Raw genomic sequence first — 25,356 nt, 5'->3', positions numbered from 1 at the left:
TTTATATATTAGTTCTAAGTTGTTCTAATCTTTCTATTTTATCGTCTCTGTAAAACAAATTCATGGTTTCAAAAGGAATTATTTTATTATCCTTATTGACAATATGCACACATGATTTTTTTATAGCTCTTACATCAAAATTATAGGCATCTATAAATTGCATAATGATGATGCGAAACAAATTATCATAACCCAAATTGGGTGCATCAATATTGGGCAGGCAGCAGAGAATTGATTTCAGGTTTTCTTCAGCGACTTCTACTGAATTTCCTGTACTGAATAATTCTATCATTTTTCCGCGAAGCACTTCATCCTGTTCGTAAATGATGGTGTTTTTACTATTGTCTAACAAGTCATTTGGATTGATGTACCGTGTAAGCGGAAATACCTCATCACCCAATTTCAAGGCATATCCCATTACCAAAGCATCAGGATTACAGGGAACGGGCAGCAAATCATCTGAATTGAAAATGGAAGTTTGTTCCAAAATTTTCCTTCTGACCTCGGTTAATGTCATCCTGTCTTTTTCCGGATCAAAATTTTCCAGTCTTCCGGCGATTTGTGTTGGCTGAAAAGTCACTCCTCTGATGCATTTTTGTTTTAATGCAAATTCAATTATTTTTCCAATTTCATTATCATTGAGCCCTTTCTGAAGCGTAACCACCAATGTTGTAGACAAATTTACTTCGTTCAGATTCTCCAACGCTTGTTTTCTTATCTCGCTTAGATCGGCACCACGCAATTCCTGCAATACACTGTCTTTAAAAGAATCAAACTGTAAATAAATTTCAAAATCAGGTGAATATGCTTTCAGCTGTCTGGCGAATTCTTTGTCTTTGGCAATCTTGATTCCATTTGTATTCAACATTAAATGCTTTATCGGAAGGGATTTTGCGTAGTCTAAAATCTCAAAAAACTGAGGATGAATAGTAGGTTCACCACCACTAATCTGCACAACATCAGGTTCCTTTTCATTTTTAACAACCGTATCCAGCATTCTTTTTATTTCTTCCAGTGTTCTGTGTCTTCCGTATGAAGGAGATGATCCGGCATAACAAGTCGGACATGTCAGATTACACCGATCTGTAACTTCAACAACAGTCAGGCAGGAATGCTGTTCGTGATCCGGGCATAAACCGCAATCATACGGACAGCCATAATGGGTTTTGGTATTAAAGGTATAAGGCATCTCTGATGGCTTATTATAGTTTCGGATATTTTTATAATATTGAATATCATCCGCAATTAATACCTTTGAACTTCCGTGTTCCGGACATCTTTTGAGCATGTAAACATTCCCATCTTCAAAAACAATTTTTGCATCAATACGCTTTAAGCATTCCGGACAAAGGCTTAACGTAAAATCATAATAAGTGTACTTTCTAACTGGCATTTTTTACGAATAGATTTAAAATTGTTTTGTGATAATATAATAGACAAATTAAACATAAAATCTGAATGGAGCTTATTCCTGCAACAAAGAAATGATTGGGTTTTATAAATTCTATAAAAAACCGGAATGCGAAATAAGAAATCATAAAATACTGAAATAACAAGCCGTTTGGTAGATTTTTGCTTTGGAGTTTCTTTAAGAAAAGAAATAAAACAACTAAAAAAACCAATTCATACAAAGCAATTGGATGCCGCTGTATGTTATCGCCAAGATTCATTCCCAGGAAAAAAGAAGTAGCTTCTCCATATGTGAATTCATTTGTTCCGGATAAAAAACAGCCGATTCTCCCGATAAAAATTCCCAGGATAATTGGAAACGTAAACAGATCCCCGGAAGATTCTCTTTCACCAATAATTTTTTTAGCTATTTCTACGCCTAAAAGTCCGCCAAAGAGACCTCCCATAATTGTTTTTGTATTGAACAGATCTATAATCGATTTAAAATCTGAAATAAAAACAGGATTTTCTAAAAAACCAACTATTCGGGAACCCAAAAAAGCCCCTATAGCTGCTCCTAAAATAATCGATAACCGATTAATTGTGATGATTCTGTCGACATTTCTTTTTCTTAAAAAAGCATAATACCGATACCCGATAAAAAAGGCTAAATATTCTAAAACTAAATGAATATTAATTTCATAACCAAACCATACGGGCTCAAACGGAATCTTCATTTATAATTATTATTCGGATTTTAATTTAATACTACAATTCTGTAAAGATGCGAAAATTTATTGTTTTTAACTCTTTGCGATAAATACTATCTTTGAAAAAAAGCTTAAAATGGACGAAACCCCAAAACGATTTGACCGAATTGTCGCCATCCTGATTCAATTGCAATCTAAGAAAATTGTAAAAGCGCAGGAATTGGCGGATCGTTTTGAATGTAGTCTGAGAACCATTTACCGGGACATCAGAACGCTTGAAGCTTCGGGAGTTCCTATTTACAGTGAAGCCGGAGTTGGTTATGCTTTGATGGAAGGTTACCGATTACCTCCGGTGATGTTTACACGCGAGGAAGTGAGCAGTTTCATCGCTGCCGAAAAACTGATGCAGAAATTTACTGATCCGTCTTTAGGGAGCCACTATGCATCGGCGATGTATAAATTGAAATCGGTTTTGAGAAGTACCGATAAAGATTATCTTTCGAATATTGAATCGAGGGTAATGATGCAGACTGCTGAACCGCTGTTTAATGACAATTCTCCTAATACATTAGCGGTTCTTTTTGAAGGAATTGCCGAGAAAAAGCAAATACTGCTGACTTACAAAACTTTTGCAAAGGACGAAACTACGCAACGGAATTTAGAACCTGTAGGTGTATTTCACGACAATAACAACTGGTATTTTCTGGGCTATTGCCATTTGAGAAAAGATTACCGACAGTTTAGAACCGACAGGATTCAGTGTATTAAAAAAACCGAACTTGATTTCACCATTGAACACGATTCTCTGGAAACCTATCTGACTAAAACAGAAACCTGCCCGACTACAAAAGTCAGAATCTTAATTGATAAAAAAATAGCACGCTATTTATCTACTGAAAGAAAATATCATGGTTTTATCTCTGAGAGAGAAGTCGACGGACAAATCGAAATGACTTTTATGTGTCGTGATATAGATAATGGTTTCCCTCGTTGGTTTTTAATGTTTGGAGATTACGCCACAATTCTCGAGCCTGAAAGTCTTAAAACAAGAGCTTTGGAGCTATTAGAAGTCAATAGACTAAGGCTTTTGTAGAAAAAAAACTCCTAAAGAAACTAAGTTGCATTAGGAGTTTTTTTGATTTTTAATGCTGCTGTTTTACAACATTATAAAAATTATAATCGGTATTTGAGGCATCTGTGATTCCGATATTTCGACCCATTGTTACAATCTGACCTCTGTGATAAGTGCCATGATTGATAACCTGAAGCAGATAATCAGAAATTGGCAGTTCGCATTCAAACCAAGGATTAACGATTTTAACTTCTTTGACTAAATCTTCTTCCGACAATGAATTGATTAAATGTTTCAATTTTACAGATGAATTTAATAAGCCTTCAAAGATTTCTTCTTTCGACAATTCACTTTCCGGTTTCTTTTCTAATAAGTCAGCTTCAGAAATAACAGAAAACCAATATTCTTCTGTAGACCAAATGTGATCAAGTGTTTTTATAATTGTTGAGAAACTTGAAGGTACTTCTGCATACAGCAATTCATCAGATTTCGGCGAAAGCCAGTTTACGAATTGCTGGTTTACCCATAAATTATAATCTGCATAATTGGACATTATTCTTTTTAAACTCATAGCCATTAATTTTAGATTTATTCAACAAAGTTACAGAATTTTTCTACAATTATCTTTCCCAGAAAAATGGCGGTTCGATGTTTAAAGCTCTTAAATACACATAAGCCTGCCCTCTGTGATGCACTTCATTGTCAATAAAATATAAGATATTCTGAATAATCGGGAACTCATATTGCCCGAAAAGGTTAAAAGTCTCGTTGAAATCCTCTACTGATAATTGCTCCCAATATTTGTTGATTTCTGCTGTGGCTTCATCCCATTTTTCAAGATACTGCGCTTTGAAAATCAATTTTTCTTCTGCTTCAGTATAAGGCTGGCTTTCACGATTTACAATTGCTTTAAGCCCCGGAGCAGCAATTGCCAGAAGCTCATCTACTAATTTTGCAAAAGGCCGCATTCCTCCAATTGAAAATTCGAAGAAATCTTTTTCCGGAAAAAGTTCAATCAAACGACGCGTTAATGCTCGGTGCCCCTGCCAGTGTTTCAATAAATCTTCTGAAGTGATTACTTGTGCTTCTAATGTTTTCATGATTTTAAAGTTTTAATTTGTTGATACTTCAAAATTATTGAGGGTCGGTGACAACAGTTTGTCAGCAGGAAATAAAAAAATAAATATATTTTTATTTCCTGCTGTAGAGATGCACAGCAGTGCATCTAACAGCCAGTAATACCAGACAATTCACCTAAGGCTATACGCACTGCTGTGTGTCTCTACAGAAAATCTATATTGTAATTTTATTTGTTTTTTAACCATTCGAATAAACGATTAGCATCTTCAAATTTAAACAATTGAGTTCCTTCGTTCATAGTCGCTGCTGACCCGCAGGCTACTCCCCAACGAATCACTTCTTTCAGGCTTTTATTCTGTGATAATGCCCAAACCATTCCTCCCACCATACTATCGCCTGCCCCCACAGTGCTTTTTTTGGCAACGTTCGGGGCCGGAACAAATTCGTACTCGTCTTTTGTAACCAAAACGGCTCCTTGAGGCCCAAGTGAAACTACAACAATTTCAGCTCGTCGATCAGCTATAATTTTTTTAGCAGCTTCGTTTACCTCATCAATTTCTAAGCGTTCTACACCAACTAATTTTGCCAATTCTCCAACATTGGGCTTGATCAGGTACGCACCTGTTTCTAAAACTTTTTTTAAAGCCTCTCCCGAAGTATCAACGATTAATTTAGAATTGGATGTTTTGGCAATTTCAGCTACTTTCTGATAAAAATCTGATGGTAGGCCTTCATTTAAACTTCCGCTTGCTACCAAATATTTTGGTTTAAAATTCGAAATGGTTTCCAAAAGCTTTTCAACTTCTGAATCCGCTAAAATATCTCCTGTAAATCCAAAACGATATTGCGAATTGGTATTATCATCAACAGCGATGAAATTTTCTCGAGTTGCGGTTTTAGTTTCAATTGCTTCAAAGTCTATTTTTTCTTTGTTTACTAAATCCTTTAACATTTCTCCAACAGGTCCACCGGCTGTAAAGACTGCCAATGAGCTTCCATGCATACGGTAAATAGCTTTAGAAACATTTATTCCGCCACCACCGGCATCAAATAATGGGTCTTTGCATCTTATTTTTTGTTCTGCAATCAATCCTGAAAAATGTGTGCTTTTATCTACTGAAGGATTTACGGTTAAAGTAACTATATCAAATGATTTCATCTTTTACAATATTTAGAATATATGGTTTGAATTAAACTTCTATGCAATTTAACAAATTAAAAACTGTAAAATCATTTTTTGTTAAACACAAACATAAATCATAAAATACTGACAATCATGAATTTAAATTGAAATAATTTCGTAACTTTAAGTAACGGAATTAATAGAATATGAATTATGAGAGCTGCTCTGCTTATGATTTTATTATTTTATTCGGCCATATCTTCATCACAAGGAATTATAGTCGACACTACAACTTTGGCTATACCTGAACTAGTTCGACAAGAGTTAATGCAGAATGCCTGTGCTAATGAAAGCAACTTCAAATTTTCATCACGGCTGGGTATTGGAAAATTCACCAATACCAATCCTAATTTTCCAATTACACACGGAATTATTATTCGGAATGGGATTACAAAACATACTGAAGGCTCTTATACAGGAGGGGTCAATGAAAGCAGTCGGTTAAACACTTCCAATGATAATGATTTACAGAATATAAGTAATGAAAACGGGCAGATTGTACCCATTACTGATGTGAGTTATCTTCAGTTTGATTTTACGCCTTTGTCGAGTAATTTTAGTTTTGATTTTCTTTTTGCTTCGAATGAATATGGGGAATTTCAATGTGGTTTTAGTGATGTTTTTGCCTTTATCCTGACCGATTTAACAACTGGGGTTTCCAAAAATCTTGCCGTAGTTCCGGGAACAACAACACCTGTTTCGGTCAAAAATATTCGGGATCAGCAGTACAATTCTGCCTGCTTATCTGCCAATTCCAATTTATTTGACCGTTATAATGTAACCAATCCGGCAGGGTCTGCTATCAATATGAGAGGAGAAACTAAAATTTTAACAGCTTCTTCAACCGTAATCCCGAACAGGACTTATAGTATAAAGCTGGCCATTGGTGATTATAACGACAGTAATTATGATTCGGCAGTTTTTATAAAAGGAGGCAGTTTTATAACCACAATGGATTTAGGACCGGACAGAATCATTTGTGAGGGAGAAAATGTCACATTGCAGTCGGGACTTGCGGGGAATTACGATTATGTCTGGACTCTGGATGGAGCTGTAATTCCCGGAGAAACAAACAGCTCTCTCACACTTCATAAAGCCGGAACTTATGGTGTTACAGCAACACTATCTGGTTGTGTGATAAAAGACGAAGTTAGTATTGGCAATTTAGTCATTGCAGCTCCCAAAAACCTAACTACATGTTATAACGGAAACTCTGCTTATCAATACAACTTAACTCAGAATAATTTGGCGGCATTGAAACTGAATCCGGCAGAATATGCTCTTTTTTATTATAATTCGTTACAAGCAGCCAATACAAACGGACCGGCTATTCCTGATAATCAATTAACTTCTTACACTAGTGCCGGTAATGAGACGATATATATAAAAGTGGTACATGTTTCCAACAATAATACCTATTGCAATACTATACTTGTATTTGATTTGCTTGTGACGGCTCCAATCAACATTGTAAAACCACCGGATCTGAGTGTTTGTGATAATAATTCCGGAGTAAGTGTTGATTTAACTCTTCAGGAAACCGCCATACTTAATGGATTAAATCCTTTAGACTATAAAATCAGATATTACAAAACCCAAACAGAAGCAAACAGTGCGACAAATAGTATAACAAATCCAAAAGTTTTCAACACTTCCTTGTCTCAATCACCACAAACTATCTGGGTAAGAGTCGAAAATATTTCAAGTTCGCCTTGTTATGCAACAGTAAATTTCAATATAATTATTTACGCTCTCCCGCAAGTAGATGATATTCCAAATGTTGTTGCCTGCTACAGCTACACATTGCCTACCATTTCATTTGGTGAATACAATACAGCGCCAAACGGAACAGGAACCAAATTGAATGCCGGCGATATCATCACCAAAAGTGGTGTTTATTATATTTTCAATAAATCTAATACAAACAGTTGTACTAATGAGAATTCCTTTAATGTAGTCCTGATTTATGAAATTACTTTTAAAAAAGAAGCCTGCGGCCAATATGTAGTTCCGCGCGTACCTGCAGGTGGTTTTTTTACTGCTGCTGGGGGAAAAGGAAATACAATTTCGGCAGGAACTATATTTACAACAGATCAGACTATTTACTATTATGCTACAATAAACGGAGCTGTTTGTCGTGACATAGCAGTGCCCTTTATAGTATACCCATTACCGGCAATAGAAAAACCTGCTAATGTAGTGACTTGCAATTCATACACACTTCCTCCTTTGACAAACGGAAATTATTATACTTCATCTGGCGGCTTAGGTACCCGTTTAAATGCAGGAGCCAATATCACTACCACCCGAACGCTATATGTTTTTGCAGATGATGGAAGATGTACCAATGAACATTCTTTCAGAATTAACATTATTAATGCATCAGGCTTTGTTCCCATTTCAAAATGTGGAAACTATATTTTACCGCCTGTTGCTGTAGGTGGCTATTATACCGCCCCGGCCGGACAGGGGCAAAACATTCCTGCCGGAACCAACATTACTTCTTCACAGACTGTTTACTATTATGCTGTCACCACAACTTCTCCTAATTGTACCGATAACTTAAAATATGAAATTACCATAAAAACCCTGCCCTTGGTAGATACCCCTGCCAATAGATTGGAATGCGAGCGCTATGTCCTTCCTCCTTTAGTAAACGGAAAGTATTTTACCAAAACCAACGGCGGAGGAAAACAATTAAAAGCTGGAGACATCATCACTACAACACAGACCATTTATGTGTATGACGTTGGAACAGAGTGTACCAACGAACATAGTTTTATTGTAGAAATCAGGAAACGCCCTTTGGTAGATAGTTTTACAGATGTAGTTACCTGTACAGCTTTTAAACTTCCTGTATTGAAAAACGGAAAATACTACACCGCAACCGGAGGTCCGCACGGCCAGGGAACCCAAATTAACGAAGGAACGCTCATAAACACAACCCAGACTATTTACATCTATAATGAATGGGCTGATTTTACAGGCTGCAGTAATGAAACTTTTTTTAAAGTGAATTATAACGGAATAGATGTTGGAAACTTCGAAAATATAAATGTTTGCGACAGCTATACGCTCCCCAATTTAACTTTAGGGAATTATTATTCACAGCCCGGAGGAAAAGGCCCTGTTATTCCAGGCGGGACTATATTGCGAACCTCACAAACTATTTATGTATATGCTGTTGTAGGGAATCGATTGATTTGCACCAGCGAAAAAAGTTTTACAGTTACTATTTCTGTTACACCTATACTGACCAGTACTGCAGACGTTGCCATTTGTCAAAGCTATACACTGCCTGTCTTAGCTGTTGGAAAATATTATAGCGGCCCAAATGCAACCGGAACTCCTCATTTTGCGGGAGAACAAATAACCTTTAGCCAAAAAATGTACATCCATGCCTCGGCTCCTGCCAATTTCAATTGTGCTGCACAGGATGATTTTGATATTACTATTTATCCATTAAAAGATCTGACATTAAAAAACGCCATAATCTGTGTCGATTACGAAACAGGAGCAGCACTCAATTCAGTACAATTGAGTTCAGGACTTAATCCTGCCGATTACACGGTTGACTGGTTTCTGAACGGAAACAAAGTAAACACAGGAGCCAATTATACAGCGACCAAAAATGGAACTTACACAGTCGTCAGTATCAAAAAAATACCCACAATTGACGAATGTGGTTACAATCCTGCAACAATAATTGTGGATAAATCCAGCCCGGCGGTTGCTTCATTAACCGTAGAGGATGACTTTGAAGAAAATATAGACATCATAGTAAACACAAATGGTTTTGGAACCTACGAATATCAAATGGATGGTGGCGATTTTCAAACCAGTAATGTCTTCTCCAATGTTGATTCAGGAGAACATATTGTTACAATAAGAGATACCAAAGGAAATTGCCAAAATCTATACTTAACTGCTAATGTGCTCAAGTATCCCAAATTTTTCACTCCAAACAATGACGGCTTTAATGACAGGTGGAATATTCCCGATCTCGCTTTTCAGCCAGATGCCGTTATCAATATATACGATCGCTATGGTAAATTCCTAATACAGATCAAGCCTTCCGGTTCGGGTTGGGATGGAAATTACAACGGAAATCCGCTTCCCACCACCGATTATTGGTTTCACGCAACCTACACAAAAAACGGAGTAACACAAGTATTTAAGGCACATTTTAGTATGAAACGATAATCATTTGGGCGTGCCACCATCCCGGTAAGAGAGCCAAACTACTTTACGGTTATTCGCCCTCTTACCGGGATGCTGTCAGTCTGTCCGCGTTACTTCGGTAACCTGCTCCCATCCTTCACGCTCGCAAGAACTTTAGGATAAAAAATACGAATGTTCGTTTTTGTAAGTTTGTTACTATTATTATTTATATTTGAAAAAAATAATGCAATACAAACATTCGTATATACATCCCAATTTGGGTAGATTAGCGAATGTTTGTATCGTATATATACAAGTTAGGCACAATTATTATGGAAAAACAAGAAATACAAGTACACTACGAAAATAATCATAAGCTCTATTTAAGGCTAGCCGAAAACATTAAACAAGCTTTAATAACTTTTCTTTCTGAACAACAAATCTCATACCACACGATATCTTCGAGAGTAAAAGAATTTGATTCATACTTTGAAAAAATCGAACGAAAAGGATATGATAAACCAATAGAACAGATTGAAGACTTTTGCGGTTTAAGAATTATATGTTTTTATCCGTTAGATCTAGGGAAAATTGCGGAAATAATTAATGAGGAATTTGATGTTTTAGATTCTATTGATAAAACTGAAAATTTAGAAGCGGATCGTTTTGGCTATAGATCTAATCATTACATAGTAAAAATAAAAAAAGCTTGGGCAAAAGCTCCAAATTACCGTGGATTAGAAAATCTTAAAACAGAAATTCAAGTAAGAACTATTCTAATGCACTCGTGGGCAGATATAGAACATAAATTAGCATATAAAACTAAAGATGATATTCCCTTAAAATTTAGACGGAAATTATATCAATTAAGTGCACTTTTAGAAATTGCTGATTCCCAATTTCAAGAACTAAAAAATGAAAAAGAGATTTTTAAGAAATCACTAATTTTCGAAAATAAAGGACAACCTAAATTTGATTTTTCAAAAGATATTAACCTAGACACCTTACAAGCATATCTAGATTTTACTTTTCCTGATCGAAGTAAAGGTAATACTATAACTCGAAGATTATTAGAAGAGCTTATGAGCCACAATATAAGTTTAGAAGCTTTTGATAAAATGAGAATAGAAACTAAAACAATAATTCCCGAAATTGAAAAAGAGATTGTAGCAAATGGGAATTGGGCGCAAGTTGGCATTGTACGAGCCATTTTAGATTTGAAATCTGATGATTATTGGAATTCAAGAAATGAAGATTGGAAAGAGCATAATTGGGGAAAAGTAATCTCAAAATGGCGAGAGAAAATAAAAAAATAACTGTACCTAACAGCCAACGGATTTGGGCAATTGGCTTAATGGAAAGTTGGTTTTTTATTTGGTAAATAAGAATGGGTTTAGTTTATTCCAAAACCTGATGTAAAAACAGAAAGTTATCCGACAGCAACCCACAACATTGTACATAAACGAAACCGAAAATAAATTAACATTACGAATTATGGCAATAAATAAAACGGCTAAAAATATTTATATAAAAGTAAACGGAGCTTACACAATAAGAGCTGGAACTTTTACTGAAACAGCCAATAAAGTTACAATTACTGCTACAAAAGGAAATCTTAGTCTTATTTCAAACAAAAAAATAATAATTACAGGAAAAGAAGGTGTAACTTTTGGAGATTATGTTGCTCCTCCTGAAAAAAAACACCCTGAAATTACGGAAATACAATTTATTGATGACAAAAATACTGTTTTAAAACAATCATCGATTCAAAACTTTGGGGGAATAAAAGCTACTGATTTTTTCTACGGAAAAAAAGTAAAAATAAAAATTATAACCAAAGAAGTTGAAGACGGAACAAAAATAAACTTTAACCTAAAAGCAGAAACAAAAAGCACAAAACAAGAATTTTTTGGACTTGATAAACTAAAATGGAATATAGAGATAAAAGGTAATAGTTGTGAAACGAATTTTTTTGAATTGAACCCATTATGGTATAGCGAAGATTTAGAAAACTACAATTATGACACACATAAAACAGAAATAAAATCTGAAGACTTAAATAGTTTCTATGTAAGTGGATTTTTTAATGGGGAATTTTTCAATCTTCCTGAAAAAGAAGATAGGCTAAAGCCTATCGCCTATTTAAGGAATTATGAAGAATTAATCGGATTGTTCAATACGGATGATTTAGGGAGCAAAGATTTACAAAGTAATTATGAAAATAAGTTTATAAGTTCTAATTCAGAAATCCTGAAAATAGCAACAGATTTTTCGGAATTTATAAACAATACCAAAGAACTTACGATTGAGCAAATAAAAATTAGAGTTGAACAAGATGCAAAATGTATTTGGGATGCATCTATAAAACAAGTTCAGTCAGGTAAACTTGACGACAGACCATTATACTGGACAAGAAACAAAATGCAAGTGAGGCTAAAACGCCATTTTCTTTTTGAGAAAGATATTGATTTCGAAAAAAGCATAGTCAAAAAAGGAACAGAACTGGAGAAAATAATTCAGATTTTTGAAGAAAAAAGCAGAAACTATACCGGAATAGATTTCAGCAAAGCAGGTGGCAAGAAAAAAGTTTTAATAACTGGGTTTGACCCGTTTATTCTAAATCAATTTGATAATCCTATTTTTATTGGAAATATTTTACAATCCAACCCTTCGGGTTGTGTTGCATTGAGTTTAAATGACATAAATATTGGAAATTGTTATATTCAAACTATGATTGTACCAGTCAGGTATACAGATTTTGACGGAAACCAAGATAATGCAAAAGGACAAGGAGAAGGAATTATTGAAAAATATATAAAACCTTGGATTAATCAAGTTGATATGATTATTACTGTTAGTCAATATCGTCCTAAGGAAAATGTTATTGATATGTTTGGAACCTCAAGAAGAGGAGGTTTCAACGATAATGAAAATTTCATAAGAGAAAATGGTTCGCAAGCCGTTTCTACAAAGTTTGAATGGATACAAACAACTTTACCAAAAACATTTGCAAATGCTCCGTTTATAAAATTTAACTGGAAATTTGATAATGTTTTACATCCAGAAAATACAATTCCTAAAAGTGAACAAATATTAAATGAAGGTTCGGGGGGAGATTATCTTTCAAATGAAATCTTTTATAGAGTTGGGAAAATGCGTTGTGAAATAAGACCTACTTTAGCAACTGGTCATTTTCACATTGAAAAACTACAAGAAGCAAAACAAGATTTGAAGGATAGTGAAATGAAACGATTATTGAATATTGTTAAAAAAGGTATTGAAGAAGGCATAAAAGGAATTTAAATATGAAAAAAGTATTTATATATATATTTATTATTTGGTTTACTCAATCTTGTAAGTCTCAAGACAAAAAAAACTCAACTAACAATAATGATGTTAGAATATTTAATTTTACTGATAAAAATGTTTTTGCAAAAAGTGAGTACCTGACTATTGATGGGAAACTTCTTTTAAATCAAGAAAAAAGCATTAACCCTTCACCAAAAACTTATACTTTTTATCAAAATAAAGACACTATGTCAATAAAATGCTTTTGCAATTATGAAAATAATATTCTGCTGGATTCAATTGATTTTATAAAAGGGAAATATAAAATTAATATTATAAAAATTTTAAGAAAAAAACAACCTCAAAAATTACATAAAATCTTAAATGCTGATTTATATAAAAATTATAGAAATTTATTTTTTTATAGAATAAGTTTAAAAGACACAACAAAAATTAAGCTTGAAAAGATTTAAATAAAAAATTAACTTGATTCAAATAACATCAATTTTGCCGATCGCCTACCAGCTACAACAGATTTGGGCAATAAGCTTAATGAAAAGATGGTTTTGTATTTGAAAGATTTACTTCGCCTGTTTGCTATCGGTTGGCAAATCCGAAGAATAGCTTAATTTAAATCCAAACACATAACAGAAAATCGAATGAAAATTGTAAGACCAAAAATTATTGGAACTCTAAAAATTGAAGTTATGATGGCCGGTAATTTGGCTGTGAAAAATGATATTAAAAACTCGCCGAACAAAATTATTGTTCAATGCAGATCATATGAACATGGTGAAGAAATTATTGAGAAAATAAAGAAATCAAAACCTGGCGAAGTTTTACATTTTTAGCATAAGAAATGTAATAGCTCGTTTATCTTTCTTGGAAAATAGACGGTTCTATTTATCCCTAAATTACCACTACTTTGGTTAGCCTTGAAACGTTAGCAAAAATTTTTAGAACAATGAAATCAAAAAATATTCTACATATCATACTATTAATAATTTGCGTCTCAAGTTGTAACAAGTTCAAACAGAAAGAACAACTAAATGAAAATAAAAATTCTGAGTTTGTGAAAATATGGTTTGATACAATAAAAGAAGTTCCATTTACTGAAAAGTTAGAAATCAAGCAAAATAGAACTTTTAAATTGATTGGTGGAGCATGCACAGCCAGATGGTGGAGCGAAGGAAGCTGGAATCTAAAAAATGATACTATTATTCTCAATAGTTTCAAACCCAAAAGATGTGTCTATTTAACAGAATATGCTGCAATGTGCAGAACAATTGAAGAAATAAGAAAAAATGGTAGAGATGTATCAATAAAAGATTGTACACCAGATTCAGACGATAACTATGAAATATTCATTAACGAAAAATTCTATCTCAGAAATGACACTTTAATTCACGTAAAGCAAAATAAAAAATGTGAAGGGATTGAAGTTGCTTATTCGATTAAAGAGAAAATTCGATAAAAAAATGTTTATTAACAGGGAAATTTGTGTTTAACCGAAAAATCCCGCATCTTTAATCCTCAACCTCACTAAGTGCCAGAACGCTACCAGCCATTTATGAAGAAAATCATTCTAATAGCGATATTCATTCTCTTTGAAAAAGCAAATTGCCAGATTAATTTTAGATTTGACACAAACAGTTTTATATTAGGCTTAATGGACGATTATAATGGACGAACTGTAGCTTTTGAAAGCAAAGAGTCTGCAAGTTACATTGGAAGTACAAAACCAGAACTAAGCAGAATGTTTTCAGACTCGATTTGTAAAGTTTATAAAATTTCTAAATCAGAAATTACAGAAAAGCAAAATTCATTCTTCAATGAAAAAATTGCAACTCAAATCAATAATTTTTATTTGAAATATTTAGACGAGGGAATGGATTATTATAATGAAAAGACACAGCAATCCTACAAAGTACACAAACTTATTTTGGATGAGCATAAATTTATTTATAACTATCAAAAATTATCCTTTCTTGCGGGAATATTTTACAACTTTGGTAAACTAGATAATGGGGAAGTAATTTTTAAAACAGCAAATTCCTCAAATTTTAATACCGCTGTGCATTTCATTAGTGATCTTGGTTTCAATTATTGTGAAAGAGCAAAAAAAGAGTATAACATTCCAACTGTTCAAGAAGTAACATTTGTACCATCAGAGGAATACATTGATTTCTTTAAAACATTAGAAAAAAAACGAATAAACGGCTGGTAACCGCAATCGCGAGATTTCGGTAACGGGAAGTTGCCGTTTCGCGAAGAAAGTTTATCTTGGCAGAGAAAACTCAGACCGCTTTGATCCGCTACTGACGGTTACAGGCGAGACGTTTTGAGATATTTTGCAAAGACAAAATGAAAACACTTTATTCTTTAATATTTTTTATCTGTTTCTTAAGCTGTAAGGAAGGTAAAACTTCTGAAAGCAACAACTCCTGCGACTGTGAAGCAGATTTCAAAACAGAATCAACTATTTACGCAAAAAATGTTAGTCTAAAAATTGAAAATGACAAAACTGTATTGATTTTCAAGTGTGTATCGATGCAAAACTCTTTTATGTCTTTTTCTGATTTCGTTCAAAAAAACAAAGAAAACACAATTAGTAACGAAATTGAGTGCATTTCAAAAACAAACAATTCGTTAATATTATCAAAGAATTTTGATTATTCAACCGAAGAAATGAAATATATGGAAATAACTAAAGAAGGTGCACAAGATTCTTTTTTAAGTGAAATAAAAAAAAATGATATTGAAATACTTTATATATTTAAGTTAAATGAGAAAAAAGAAATTTCCTCTATATTTAAATAAAAAAATCGCACAAACCCCAGAAAGTTGGGCATCAGTTTGGCGGAATGAAAAGAGAGTATTAAAAATGAAGAAAAGTATATTTATAATATTGGTTTTAATTTCAACCATTTCATGTGGGATAAAAACATATAAACTTAAAAATGGGCATTCAAAAGTTGCAATTGACCAAAAAGTGTATCAAAATAAAAAATATTTTGATAAAAGCATTTTAAAGAAAATTGATACTTTGGTGATTTATGAAGAGTATAACACAACATATTATTCAGGAGACAAACCTGTTAACGGATTAGCAAGGGAAAATTATGAAAACGTAAATACTATTTATGGTGTTTACAAATTTTATGGTAACGGAAATTTTAATTTGTTTATGCTTGACAGAGAGAAACCTTTGTTAGAAAGTAAAATGTTTGACCCTGAATTTACTGGATGGCGTGGAATTTTGTATTCTGAAAATAATGTGATTAAAGGAGATTTAATAACTCAAATTACAGGAATGGGAGAAATTGGAATAATAAAACAAACATTTGAATTTTATGGCGATACATTAATTGTAAATAAAAAAGGCAACAGATTTGGTAATGAAATTTATGTTAAAAGAAAAATACCAATTGAATTGATAAAAAACAATGCTAAATGGTAAATAAAATCGAACGCACAACACACGCAAGTTAGTTGGGTAATTGGCAAAATTTGATGCTGGTTTTGTATTTAAAATGATTTACTTCGCCTGTTCGCTATCGCTGGCCAAGCACAATAATGTGCTTTTAGTCGCAAGCCCACTGTAGTACCAAAAAGAAGAATGTTGACGGTAATTTTACTGGACCGACCGCCACAAAAGAAAATCATAAAAAGTGAAACATCTACTCAAACTTATAACTATTGCTTTAATAATTATTCCTGTTTTTGCTTTTTCTCAAAACGACAAAAATTATATTATTGTTGGTTATTCCAGCATTTGTTGCGGAACACCATCAGAAAAACCGATAATGGATTATGTCAAAAATTTTGAAAAGAAAAACAAATTGAAGCCATTTGAAATCTTTTTAGAACACGGTTTAGGAAAAGAAGGCGAACACGCTTTCTATATTGGAACAGATAACTTGAACACCAAATTGACAAAATCTTTTATGGACGGATTAAAAATTATAGCTACCAATCAAAATAAAAAACGTTCAAAAAATAGAGATGGATATGTAAATGTGGACAATAAACTTATACCAAATTCAACTTTGAAAAGCATAAAAGTAAAACCGAGAACCAGTATTAGTTCATTAGAAATTTATGACTACAAAAAATAAATTGTCTTTCTTGAATAAAAAAAACCTTCTAACAGCTACAATCGATTTGTGCAATTAGCTTAATGCAAAAATGTTTTGTATTTGGATAATTTACTGGGCCTGTTGACTATCGCAAAAAACTAACTGCTAAAAACAACAAAAATAATGAAGCGAATATCTCTTTATGATAGCCTTGGATTTGGGATGATAGTTAACTTACCAACTGGTATAACTTTCTCTAATCAAACAGGAGGAAATAAATGTTTACAAGCAGAACTGGAAGGTATATATATTCCTGTTGGGAATGAAGTTATTATTGAATCGAATATCCTTCATAGCCCAGAAACCGAACTAACAAAATATTTTCTCTCTTCAAAATATCAAGGAACAGGTGCAACGAATGGAATTGATCCTGAAGATGTATACGTAATTGAATCAATACTCGAAAAGTATAATTTAAAAGATTTTATAAGTATTGATAATACAAAACTATCTGAATCACATGAAGCTTGGATATGGGTAAAAATAAATGTAGATTCACAAAATAATTCACTCTTAAAAAATTTCGACAAAACTTCTTTAAACGGAGTTATTACGTGGAACAATAGTGACTAAATTACTTCAAATAAAATCAAATAACTCATTTATAAATGTTTACAAGACAATTTGAAGCTTTTAAAGCAAAAAATCAAAATCCAGAAGATGCAAAAATTGACTTTTTAATTGCCGTAAAACAGGTAACCAATGTTAGACGAACTTTATAATTACTATCTGAAAAAGGAAGAACCAAACAAGAGTTGTCTGCTTGCATTGCGAAGCATTATTCTTGATCAGGACACAAATATTACCGAAACGCAAAAGTGGGGAATGCCTTGTTTTTGCTATAAGAAGAAAATGTTTTGCTATTTGTGGACAGATAAAAAAACAAACGAACCTTATATTCTCATGGTAGAAGGCAAATATCTTGATTACCCTGAACTGGAAGAAGGTACGCGTTCCCGAATGAAGATTTTCAGAATTAATCCAAACAAAGACTTACCGTTAAAAACAATAGAAACCATTTTGCAAAAAGCGTTGGACTTATACAGAAACAGAACAATAAAAATCAAAGAATAACCGCGAGAAAAATACATAAGTAACGAGAACAAAACCTTCAACTTGGTACACGTATGCTGAAAACTAAATATTTTTTTAAACACTTAAATTTATTGTTTATACCCAATATTTCCTTAATTATCCGATTATTCTATAAACTTTTATAGATTTACACTAAGTTTTCAATTATTAATCGCATGCAAAACGCTACTACAAGTCAAAAACAAATTAAGAAGAGAAGTAAAATCGTTGGCTGGATTCCCTTTTTCGCCATTATCCTACTTGGTTTTGGAATCTTTTTCTTGGTTAAAAGTCTACTAAGCGATTCATCGCCCCAAATGGCAAATATCGTTGTAAAAAAGAATGGAAAATCGTACATCTATTCCAACATGGGTAAATTTATCGTTGAAAATGCAATTAAAAACAAACGAAGTCCAGCAGTAATCGCAACAACATTGATCTACAAAGATGAAGACGAAATTTTCCTTGATCCAATAAACCTCAGCAATTTCAGTAGTGTGCTGTCAGGTAATTGTAAATACTACGATTACAAAGATGTTAGCGTCGATGGATACGTTACACAAGATTCAATGAGCACCAACAACTTAAAAACACTGATTATATCAACAAAACAAATTGGAATTCAACTAATTGAAAATTTATTGATTTTGGAAAACGGAAAGAAAAAATTTCCAATTATTTGGTCAGTCAATTCAAGTACCGGGGAAAAAACAGCCGTGAAAAATTGTGAGAAACATGCCTTTTATGTTAAATCGAATCCATATCCTGGCAAAACGGTTTTTTCCTCCACAGATTTCATTGTCGTTAATTTGTCTAAAATTGACCGATACTTTAATCTCAAAACAAACTACAATTCCGATGAGAAAATTCTCTATATCGAGCAATAAAATCAACTCTGGGGCTTGTTTGCAAAGAGTGTCTTTTTAAAATTTATTGGCTTTATGATGATTTTCCACTATAAATTCGTGTTTTTTTAGAATAAGGACTACTATTCTAAAAAAATGCCTTATTTTATGATAATAAATTTAAAGAGACTCTAAAATAAAAAACTACCCCTAATTATTAAACTTAATTAACCATCCAAAAAAATGAAGAAAATTCAATTTGTATTTTTATTACTTTTCATTAGCAATCTTTCCTTTAGTCAAACAGATTTTAGATTTTACAAAACCATTGAAGATTATTACAACGATAAATTTATACCAGGATATAAAATAGCTCAAAATTCTTTTCTTTATGTCATTTTTGCAGGAGAAAGCCTCTTGATAAAAACTGACAATGGAACAGAAAGAGTTGGAATTTCTCATTTTTGTGCTGATTTTTACTCTCCTGAAGAGGATCAATTATGGAGAAGATATAAAAATAAAAGCTACATAATTTTAGCACATGGCGAATTTTGTTTCTATGTTACTCCCGGATTTTCAAGCTCTCCTGAATATTATTCAGAAACTATCTCGGGTCCTGTTAAAAAGTTTAAAAGTAAGGTATTGACTAAAAGATTAAAAGAGAAGGGACTTTTAGAAGCCTATAAAAAAGATAAGCCTAAAAGAGAATTTAAAGATAGTGTAAACGATTATTTTAATAAATTACTGGCCAGAAACATTAAGTATGTCAATTTATTAAACCAAGCATAATGTTTTACCTTGTAAAAATTTTAAGACAAAATAAAAAATGGTTTTGCATTAGCCCGGATTGAAGTAAAAATTCTTTTGATTTTAATCGAGTTCAAAAAAACTTTGTTTGCAACGGAAAGTGGGACCAATGTTGCCAAAAAACCAAATGCTGGTGCTACAAAATAATAATCGAACTCCGTTTATAGTTATTAAACCTTCAACTTCGTACCTTTGCAAACTTGGTAAAAACCAAAAAGCAATAAAGAGACAAAATGATCGAAGATAAAAACCCACAACGTACGAGTATAGCGCAATTAGGCGAATTTGGTTTAATAGAACATTTAACCAAAAATTTCGATGTTAAACAGGAATCGACTTTAAAAAGTATTGGCGATGATGCTGCTGTTCTTGATTTTAAGGATAAAAAAGTAGTCGTTTCGACCGATTTATTAATTGAAGGTGTCCATTTTGACCTGGCTTATATGCCTTTGAAACATTTAGGATACAAATCTGTAGTAGTAAATGTTTCTGACATTTGCGCCATGAATGCTAAACCAACGCAAATAACGGTTTCTGTAGCCGTTTCTAATCGTTTTCCGCTGGAAGCCTTAGAAGAATTATTTGAAGGAATTACACATGCTGCAAATGAGTATAAAGTAGATGTTATTGGCGGTGACACCACCTCATCTCAAAAAGGATTAATCATCAGCATTACTGCAATTGGTGAAGCCGACGCTGATGAAATTGTATACAGAAACGGAGCCAAACAAACTGATTTATTGGTTGTAACCGGCGATATTGGTGCCGCTTACATGGGATTACAAGTTTTAGAACGCGAAAAACAAGTTTTTCAGGTAAACCCAAACAATCAGCCGGATTTGGATCTTTACACTTATTTGATTGAACGCCAACTGAAACCTGAAGCCAGAAAAGATGTTCGTACTTTGCTACACGCTCTTGAAATAAAACCAACTTCGATGATTGACATCTCTGACGGACTCTCTTCAGAAATTATTCATTTATGCAAGCAGTCAAAGGTGGGTTGTAATCTGTACGAAGATAAATTACCTTTAGACCCACAATTTATTTCGACTTGCGAAGAGTTTAATATCGACAGTACAACCGTTGCGATTAATGGCGGAGAAGATTACGAGTTGCTATTTACCATTGACATTAATGATTTTGACAAAATAAAAGGAAATCCAAACTTTTCTATAATTGGTCACATGGCTGATGAAAGTGAAGGAATTCATCTCGTAACACGCGCCAATACTAAGATTGCCTTAAAAGCTCGCGGCTGGGATGCCCTGAGTGAATAATTTTAAAAAAAAATCAAACAAAAAATCCAAATTCCAACCATATGATGATTGATTGGAATTTGGATTTTTTATTTTGGAGTTTTAACTCAAAAAAGTCCTTTATTTTTTGCTTCTTTTACCAAATCATCATCTAAATCTGTTTTTATTTTGAGCAGTTCTTTAAGACCTTTTTTTCGTCTTTTTATTGCGTTTACAGAAATAGGAATATAATGCGGCATTTCTTCCTCAGAGGTTCCTTTAGACAAATGAAATAAAATCTGTTTGTCAAATTCATCAATTTCAATTGAATGATGAGGCGACTGATTCAGCATTTTCTGAACTGACTGACTGTAATATTTATCGCTTTTTATCACTTTATCAAAAGCAAAAAGCAATTCATCAAATGTCAAATCATTTTTAATAATCAGTCCATTGGGCTGTATGGTCCGGATGATGGTTTTAATTTTTAGTAATTCGGTATACATGGTCAGCAAAATAATTTTGCAGTTTGGCATGTATTCCAGAATTAATTTTGCCAAATCTTCTCCTGAAAAAATTTCTTTTTCATCATAGGCAGGCATACTTATATCTAAAAAGGCAATATCAAAAGGTAAGATTTCAGGATTCGTTATAATCTCATAAGCAGATTTGCAATCTTTTGCCTGTGAGATCAAAAACTCATGGCTTTCAGGATTATAACGTGTTATAGCATTTTTATAACCTTCAATAATAAACGGATGGTCGTCTACAATTAATATGTTGCTTGTTTGTTTAAGCGACGATGTTGTTGAATCAGCTTTCATTATGAATTTTATTTATTTTTTGGTCAATTGGTATCTTTACGATAATAGATGTCCCTTCACTTTTAGCCGAATGTATATCAACATTTCCGTTACACTCTGCCGTTCGCTGTACAATATTTTGCAGCCCAATACCTTTTTTTGTTTTATGAGTATTAAATCCTACTCCATCATCAGATATTGATAAAACTAAATAATTAATCTCACTCTTAAACTCAACTGAAATTGTTTTTGCTTCTGCATATTTATTCGCGTTTTGGAGGGCCTCCTGAATTATCCTGTACAAATTAATTTTTACAACATTGCTTACCAAATCCCACTTAATATTTGAATCAATGTTATAAATCAATTTAGCACTAAATGTATTGATTTGATTTTGAAACAATTTTTCTAAAATCGCAACAAAATTATTGATCAATCCTGATTTTTCTTTATTTAAATCATGTGAAATTTCACGAATATCCTGTTCAATCTCCTTTAATTCGAGCAGATATTTTTTTCGCTTATCGGCTGCAGTTTCTTCATCTAATTTATCAAGACTGTCCAAACTGATCCTCACACCAAACATCCTTCCTAAAACGCCATCGTGCAGTTCCTGTGCAACTTTTTTCTTTTCTCTGATTCGCATGGTTTCAATTGCATTTTGCTGCGAAATCATTAAATTATAAATATCCTCGTTTGCAATTTGCTGTTGCTGCTTAAAAAGCAATTCCCTGTTTCTTGCCTGTTGTGTTTTATAGATATAAAAAAACAGAACTATCAGTAAAAAGAAACTAAAAACATATACCAAAGTCCTGTTCTGTATTTCTAAACTCGAATTTTCGCTTTTTATTTCATTGGTTTCATATTCTATCCGAGTAAATTTGTCTCCCATTTTACGCTCAGCCTTTTGCAGACTGTCGTTAAGCTTAATATAATCTTCTGAAAATTTTGAAGCTTTTTCTGGCTGAATTAACGATAACTGCTTCAAAGCCACCAATACATTACGGAAATTTTTGGTCCGTCTTGAAACTATCAGTGCCTGATTTGAATAATGCAGCGCCTTCGCAGTATCTTTTACCGAAGCAAAATACTCAGACAAATGCATTTTACTAGCTGTTATACCTGCAGTTAACTGCAAACTATCCCTTATTTTAAGTGCTTTGTAAAATAAATTTGGAAGTTGACTGGTCTCGTTTAACTTAAACTGAGAATAAGCTAAATTATCCAGCAAAATGGCATATAATTCGGGCTTTTGGTTAAACAGGTTTTTCTCCTTTAATCCTTCCTGAAAATAAAAATTAGCTTTTTTGTAATCACTGAGATTTTGATAAACAAATCCTATATTATTTAATGAGGTTGCTTTTGATTGGAATTCAACAGGAATAATTTTGTCATCAATACTGGCAATTGCTTTGTTATGAAATTCGATTGCCTTTTCATATTCACCTAATTCATTGTATAAAATTCCAAGCAGGTTATAGGCCTCGTATAAAATATCATTATTATTTTTGCCCTTAACAACTCTTAGTGCATTAAAAATAGCTTTTTCACTTCCATAAAAATCACCTTCATTATACTGCAATAATGCTTTGCTAAGTCTTGTCTTTGCTAAATTATAAAAATCATCAGTAGCTAAATATAATTTTTCAGCTTTATAATAAAATGCAAATGCACTGTCTGAAGATGTTTGAGAACTGTAATAATCCCCTAAATAAATGTAAGCTTTCGACATTGAAACCGAATCCTTTGCTTTTTGGGCCTTTTCTAAGACAATTTTAACCGTTTTATTATAATTGTTCCAATCCCTCATATTAAAATAACGATTGGCAACTTTAAAAAGATTTACCCTTTTGAGTGAGTCATCGGGCTGGCTCATAATCACTTCAAAAGCTTTTTGATTGTACTTTTGCTTTATCTCTACCGGCAATTTGTATTCATTAGCCAGTGACAAGTACAAATCCAGGCTATCTCTTGATTGACTGGATACACGAGTGCCTTCATTTTGCTTCGTACAACCAATAAAAAATATAAGTAATATCAGATAGTTTTTTTTCAATTTTGTCTTAAAAATTTACTCAAAAATACAAAACTATACATTAGGCATAAACAAAAAGGCCGTCTAATTTAGACGACCTTCTGTATATTGAAATGAATTGCAGCTAATTAATCCACTTTTCTACTTTGTCCTGCTGACTGATTTCCATCAATACTTACTTTTTGGTTTGATAAATCAGTTCCCATCATATCTACTTTTCTGCTTTGTCCTGCTGATTGATTTCCATCAATTCCAACTGTTGTATTGTTTACTAAAATATCATTTGAAGCTTCAGCTGTATTAAATGAAGTTAATACCATTACTAAAGAGAATAATCCTGTTGTTAAAGCTAATTTTTTCATGATTGTTGAGTTTATATTGTTATACTTTTTTACATTTTTTGATTCCGTTTCGTTCGGAATTCTTTTGTAAAACTAAGCAGTAAACCTCAACAATCGCCTTAAAAAAAGGCGTTTATGGTCAATGCTACCCGTTCATGAGTGAATGGATAGCAAATCAGGGCAGATGGTTTTATTTTAAGTTTCTATGTAATTTTCATTGGCAAATTCACTAATTATAAAATCAACATTTGCTTTATAAGATTTAGAAAACGGCAGTTTGATAGTCGTTTTTTTTATATAACATAAAGAGTTCCCAGTATGTATTCTCGAAATATAATTCCTGTTTACTATATAACTGTTGTGTATTCTGATAAAAGGATTTGACAAAACGGTTTCAAAATGTTTCAAAGTCTTAAAAGCGGTAATCATCTCACCGTTTTTCAAATGAATATCTGTTGAATTATTATCGGCCTGAAAGTAACATATTTCACTTGAATCTATATAACGATGATCTCCATATGATTTTACACACAGAATGAAAGATTTCCGATTTTTATTAATCTGAATACCCTCAACATCTTGTTTTTCTTTTGGTTTTAATTTCTGAACCAAAAGCACTTCATCTTCATTAGACAATTTATTTAATTTATGAATCAATTTTACAAAATCTATAGACGACAGGGGTTTTAGGAAATAATCATTTACTTCATATTGTATACAATCAAACGCCAACTCCTTGCTTTTTGTTGTAACAATAATTTTAGGCAGTTCTTTCAGATACATTAATAATCCATTAATTAAATTCAAAGCAAGCCCACTGGCCTTATCTTTGGGGTCAATTTCTAAAAAAACCAAATCTGGCATATGTTTTAATACCAGGTTCAATCCATCTGTGTAGTTATTAGCAGAGGCTATAAAATTTAACTCTGAAAACTCCTTTGCAATTGTCTTTGTTTTTTCAACACTGTCCGGGTCATCATCTAAAATAATGTAGGTGTAATTCATTTTTGGATTAATTTTGGGGTTAATCAATTAATTTGCGGGGATTTTTTTCAAAATAAAACATCTAAAGTTATAAAAAATATCGAAACCCATATCTTCATTTGCAAAAAAACAGCCTAAAGTAGGGTATAAAAAAATCCCAAACTCTTAATTTAGAATTTGGGATTTAATATATTGAAATTGAAAAAA

At 32.7% G+C, this 25,356-nt stretch carries 25 protein-coding genes; 16 read left to right on the top strand and 9 right to left on the bottom strand.

The features are described 5' to 3' along the window. Position 1: 1 nt before the first annotated feature. Complete coding sequence (locus tag JE46_RS09470) at positions 2 to 1,393, bottom strand: radical SAM protein (RefSeq protein ID WP_031455035.1); 1,392 nt, start codon at positions 1,391 to 1,393, stop codon at positions 2 to 4. Beyond that, complete coding sequence (locus tag JE46_RS09465; RefSeq protein WP_031455034.1) at positions 1,383 to 2,126, bottom strand: prolipoprotein diacylglyceryl transferase; 744 nt, start codon at positions 2,124 to 2,126, stop codon at positions 1,383 to 1,385. Before JE46_RS09465 ends, JE46_RS09470 begins: the two co-directional genes overlap by 11 nt. Positions 2,127 to 2,235: 109 nt before the next feature. Here JE46_RS09465 and JE46_RS09460 point away from each other — a divergent pair, with 109 nt between their 5' ends. Then, complete coding sequence (locus JE46_RS09460; RefSeq protein ID WP_031455033.1) at positions 2,236 to 3,192, top strand: helix-turn-helix transcriptional regulator; 957 nt, start codon at positions 2,236 to 2,238, stop codon at positions 3,190 to 3,192. Between the two features lie 49 nt (positions 3,193 to 3,241). Here the strand turns inward: JE46_RS09460 and JE46_RS09455 are convergent, their stop codons facing one another. From JE46_RS09455 to JE46_RS09445, 3 genes are all read right to left on the bottom strand, one after another. Beyond that, positions 3,242 to 3,742: a DinB family protein gene (locus tag JE46_RS09455; protein WP_031455032.1), complete on the bottom strand. Its 501-nt coding sequence runs from the start codon at positions 3,740 to 3,742 to the stop codon at positions 3,242 to 3,244. Positions 3,743 to 3,791: 49 nt separating this feature from the next. Continuing rightward, positions 3,792 to 4,271: a DinB family protein gene (locus tag JE46_RS09450; protein WP_031455031.1), complete on the bottom strand. Its 480-nt coding sequence runs from the start codon at positions 4,269 to 4,271 to the stop codon at positions 3,792 to 3,794. A 206-nt stretch (positions 4,272 to 4,477) separates the two neighbouring features. Next, complete coding sequence (locus tag JE46_RS09445; RefSeq protein ID WP_031455030.1) at positions 4,478 to 5,410, bottom strand: 1-phosphofructokinase family hexose kinase; 933 nt, start codon at positions 5,408 to 5,410, stop codon at positions 4,478 to 4,480. Positions 5,411 to 5,605: 195 nt separating this feature from the next. On the opposite strand from JE46_RS09445, the gene JE46_RS09440 reads away from it, so the two are divergent. The 15 genes from JE46_RS09440 (at position 5,606) to thiL (ending at position 21,028) form a co-directional block, all read left to right on the top strand. Beyond that, positions 5,606 to 9,637 carry a choice-of-anchor L domain-containing protein gene (locus JE46_RS09440; protein WP_167343428.1) on the top strand — a complete coding sequence of 1,344 codons (4,032 nt, stop codon included), beginning with the start codon at positions 5,606 to 5,608 and terminating at the stop codon, positions 9,635 to 9,637. A 290-nt stretch (positions 9,638 to 9,927) separates the two neighbouring features. Then, the gene (locus tag JE46_RS09435) at positions 9,928 to 10,911 is read left to right on the top strand and encodes a GTP pyrophosphokinase (RefSeq protein ID WP_051872864.1); all 984 of its coding nucleotides are present in this window, start codon (positions 9,928 to 9,930) and stop codon (positions 10,909 to 10,911) included. Between the two features lie 178 nt (positions 10,912 to 11,089). Further along, the gene (locus JE46_RS09430; RefSeq protein WP_051872863.1) at positions 11,090 to 12,898 is read left to right on the top strand and encodes a C15 family peptidase; all 1,809 of its coding nucleotides are present in this window, start codon (positions 11,090 to 11,092) and stop codon (positions 12,896 to 12,898) included. 2 nt (positions 12,899 to 12,900) lie between these two features. After that, on the top strand, positions 12,901 to 13,356 hold the full coding sequence (locus tag JE46_RS09425; RefSeq protein WP_031455026.1) for a hypothetical protein: 456 nt from the start codon (positions 12,901 to 12,903) through the stop codon (positions 13,354 to 13,356). Positions 13,357 to 13,542: 186 nt separating this feature from the next. Further along, complete coding sequence (locus tag JE46_RS09420) at positions 13,543 to 13,734, top strand: hypothetical protein (protein ID WP_031455025.1); 192 nt, start codon at positions 13,543 to 13,545, stop codon at positions 13,732 to 13,734. 113 nt (positions 13,735 to 13,847) lie between these two features. Then, positions 13,848 to 14,357 (top strand): hypothetical protein, encoded by a 510-nt coding sequence (locus tag JE46_RS09415; RefSeq protein ID WP_031455024.1) that lies wholly within the window; start codon positions 13,848 to 13,850, stop codon positions 14,355 to 14,357. Between the two features lie 96 nt (positions 14,358 to 14,453). Next, a complete protein-coding gene (locus JE46_RS09410) occupies positions 14,454 to 15,110 on the top strand; it encodes a hypothetical protein (RefSeq protein ID WP_167343427.1) in 657 nt (218 codons plus the stop codon). Between the two features lie 323 nt (positions 15,111 to 15,433). Beyond that, a complete protein-coding gene (locus JE46_RS24030; RefSeq protein WP_157505903.1) occupies positions 15,434 to 15,703 on the top strand; it encodes a hypothetical protein in 270 nt (89 codons plus the stop codon). Positions 15,704 to 15,767: 64 nt separating this feature from the next. Beyond that, on the top strand, positions 15,768 to 16,343 hold the full coding sequence (locus JE46_RS09400) for a hypothetical protein (RefSeq protein WP_157505902.1): 576 nt from the start codon (positions 15,768 to 15,770) through the stop codon (positions 16,341 to 16,343). 211 nt (positions 16,344 to 16,554) lie between these two features. After that, positions 16,555 to 17,001, top strand: a complete 447-nt coding sequence (locus JE46_RS09395; RefSeq protein ID WP_051872862.1) for a hypothetical protein — start codon at positions 16,555 to 16,557, stop codon at positions 16,999 to 17,001. Positions 17,002 to 17,145: 144 nt separating this feature from the next. Beyond that, the gene (locus tag JE46_RS09390) at positions 17,146 to 17,595 is read left to right on the top strand and encodes a DUF6210 family protein (protein WP_157505901.1); all 450 of its coding nucleotides are present in this window, start codon (positions 17,146 to 17,148) and stop codon (positions 17,593 to 17,595) included. A 129-nt stretch (positions 17,596 to 17,724) separates the two neighbouring features. Further along, on the top strand, positions 17,725 to 18,096 hold the full coding sequence (locus JE46_RS09385; protein WP_031455018.1) for a DUF1801 domain-containing protein: 372 nt from the start codon (positions 17,725 to 17,727) through the stop codon (positions 18,094 to 18,096). Positions 18,097 to 18,272: 176 nt separating this feature from the next. Beyond that, positions 18,273 to 18,983, top strand: a complete 711-nt coding sequence (locus tag JE46_RS09380) for a hypothetical protein (protein WP_031455017.1) — start codon at positions 18,273 to 18,275, stop codon at positions 18,981 to 18,983. 201 nt (positions 18,984 to 19,184) lie between these two features. Then, complete coding sequence (locus JE46_RS09375; RefSeq protein ID WP_031455016.1) at positions 19,185 to 19,730, top strand: hypothetical protein; 546 nt, start codon at positions 19,185 to 19,187, stop codon at positions 19,728 to 19,730. A gap of 251 nt (positions 19,731 to 19,981) precedes the next feature. Further along, positions 19,982 to 21,028 carry a thiamine-phosphate kinase gene (gene thiL / locus JE46_RS09370; RefSeq protein ID WP_031455015.1) on the top strand — a complete coding sequence of 349 codons (1,047 nt, stop codon included), beginning with the start codon at positions 19,982 to 19,984 and terminating at the stop codon, positions 21,026 to 21,028. Between the two features lie 86 nt (positions 21,029 to 21,114). On the opposite strand, the gene JE46_RS09365 is transcribed toward thiL, so the two are convergent. The 4 genes from JE46_RS09365 to JE46_RS09350 form a co-directional block, all read right to left on the bottom strand. Further along, positions 21,115 to 21,810, bottom strand: a complete 696-nt coding sequence (locus JE46_RS09365; protein ID WP_031455014.1) for a response regulator — start codon at positions 21,808 to 21,810, stop codon at positions 21,115 to 21,117. Beyond that, positions 21,800 to 23,845, bottom strand: coding sequence for an ATP-binding protein (locus JE46_RS09360; protein WP_031455013.1), 2,046 nt, complete (start codon positions 23,843 to 23,845; stop codon positions 21,800 to 21,802). The genes JE46_RS09365 and JE46_RS09360 overlap by 11 nt, the downstream gene beginning before the upstream one ends. A gap of 107 nt (positions 23,846 to 23,952) precedes the next feature. Beyond that, positions 23,953 to 24,186 carry a hypothetical protein gene (locus tag JE46_RS09355; protein ID WP_031455012.1) on the bottom strand — a complete coding sequence of 78 codons (234 nt, stop codon included), beginning with the start codon at positions 24,184 to 24,186 and terminating at the stop codon, positions 23,953 to 23,955. Positions 24,187 to 24,360: 174 nt separating this feature from the next. Continuing rightward, positions 24,361 to 25,170 carry a LytR/AlgR family response regulator transcription factor gene (locus tag JE46_RS09350; RefSeq protein ID WP_031455011.1) on the bottom strand — a complete coding sequence of 270 codons (810 nt, stop codon included), beginning with the start codon at positions 25,168 to 25,170 and terminating at the stop codon, positions 24,361 to 24,363. Between the last annotated feature and the right edge of the window lie 186 nt (positions 25,171 to 25,356).

It is taken from the genome of Flavobacterium chungangense LMG 26729 (assembly GCF_000735715.2).
GTDB classification, from domain to species: Bacteria; Bacteroidota; Bacteroidia; order Flavobacteriales; family Flavobacteriaceae; genus Flavobacterium; species Flavobacterium chungangense.
Note: the sequence above shows the minus strand (reverse complement) of the source record. Positions and strands in the feature narration are given on the sequence as shown.